At 58.6% G+C, this 1,783-nt stretch carries 2 protein-coding genes; both read right to left on the bottom strand.

Features of this window, described 5'->3' with window-relative positions; all coding sequences use genetic code 11:
* Window positions 1-475: 475 nt before the first annotated feature.
* Window positions 476-733, bottom strand: a complete 258-nt coding sequence (locus tag DBR24_RS15340) for a DUF1652 domain-containing protein (RefSeq protein ID WP_123467658.1) — start codon at window positions 731-733, stop codon at window positions 476-478.
* A 133-nt stretch (window positions 734-866) separates the two neighbouring features.
* Window positions 867-1,783, bottom strand: a 917-nt coding sequence (locus DBR24_RS32280) for a helix-turn-helix transcriptional regulator (protein WP_256591513.1), incomplete at its 5' end; no start/stop codon positions are given.

The following is a 1,783-nucleotide window of genomic DNA, read 5'->3' as shown; positions in this document are numbered from 1 at the left end:
TTCGCTGGCAAGCCAGCTCCCACAGTTGGTTTGAGTGCATTCAGTTAGAGCATGGTCGGCTGTCAGGCCGCCACTGTCTCCCACAATAACCGAGCCAACCAATAGGCCGAGTGTCAGCTCGCCTGCTTTTGATCTTGATCTTCAGGCCCCTTCGGCAGGCTGAGTGGAGGGATTCATCCGGGGGGCAGGCGCGGAGCGCCGTGCGGCGAAGCCGCATACATCGAGAGGAGGTGCAGCGAAGCAAACCGGAGGCGATGCCCCCGGATGAAACCCGCAACGAAGGAACCCCGAGCCCCAGCGAGCGGGCCGAACGCTGGGGCAAGCCTTTTTTTGCTTACTTTTTTGAGGCGTTTGTCAAAAAAGTGAGTCGCCGTAAGGGCGAAACCGCCAGCCGCCACACCCCAAAAAACGGATATACACCCAAACCCCAAGAACATGGTCGGCCCAAAGGCCGCCAAGTCTCATACCCCCAACCCTAGGCCAAATCAGGATCCCGAGAAGAGCGCAAAGAAAAACTCTCAAGCTCATACCGCAACTCGTCAATCAACCCCTGCACCGCCTCAGGCGTACGCAGAGAATCCAGCTTCAACCCACTGATCACCAGATCGACCTGCCCCGACCCCGGGTGATAAAGCTTCACCGTCAAGGAATGGTCACCATCCACCAGACATTCGCACGCCAGCGGTGAAAAGCTGTGTTCCAGCCGCGCGCGCAACTGCGCAATATTCATCATGGGGCTGTTCCTATAGTTACTTCGAAGGGACGCGATCCCGAACCGAATGGCTCGTATCGCACCCCACCAGACTAAGAACAGCCCCCTTGAGCCAACACCTCCATTTGCACTGATTCAACTAGTGCATTTGCACCTACCGCTGATTCTTGCTGCTCCACTCACCGGAAAACAGCCCACGCTCCCGCGCCCAGACTATCGCCTCGCTGCGGCTATGCACATCGAGTTTGGAATACACCGTCGCCACATGATTGCGCACCGTGTTCGGCGCCAGTTTCAGCCGCGCTGCAATCTCCTTGTCAGCCAGCCCTTCACAGATCAACCCCAGCACATCGCGTTCACGCGCCGTCAGATCGGTGAACGAAACACTCGGCAGCTGTGGCGCGTTGATCTTCTTCACATTGGCCAACTTCTCAATCAGCGTGCGGCTGAACCAGGAGGCATCTTTCATCACCTCTTCAATTGCCGCGACCAGTTCAAGCTCGGTGCGTTTGCGCTCGGTGATGTCCATCAGCACCAGCAAATAACAGCGCGTGTCCTGGATGTTGACGGTATCGGCGGACACCGCGCACTCAAGCAACTCCACATCCTTCTTGCGGACCCGCACATCGACCCGATCAATCCGGCCGTTCTGCTCCAGCGCCGTCAACAACCGCGACCGGGTGCTGCTGTCGTCGATGAAACCCAGCTGCGTCACGGTTTTGCCCAGCACCTCTGCGCTGTCATACGCCAGCGTGTCGAGGAACGCCTGGTTGACATCAATCACCTGTTGCTCGTCGGCGCTGCAAATCAGAATCGGCACCGGGCTCAGCCGAAATGCCTTGGCGAAGCGCTCCTCGCTCTGGCGCAGCGCCACTTCGGCCTTGCGTCGCAACTCCATATCGACGAAGGAAAACAGCATGCAATCCTCATCGTTGAGCGTCAGCGGCTGCCCGGCCACGATCACTTGCTTGTTGCTGCCATCAGGCAAGCGCAGTTCGGCTTGCATCTGCGGGATGGTCGCGACATCACGCAAGCGCTGGATCGCCAGGTCTCGGTGTTCGGCCTGCTCGA

The organism is Pseudomonas sp. HMWF006, assembly GCF_003061205.1.
Lineage (GTDB): Bacteria > Pseudomonadota > Gammaproteobacteria > Pseudomonadales > Pseudomonadaceae > Aquipseudomonas > Aquipseudomonas monsensis.
This window is presented reverse-complemented; position numbering and strand designations above follow the sequence as displayed.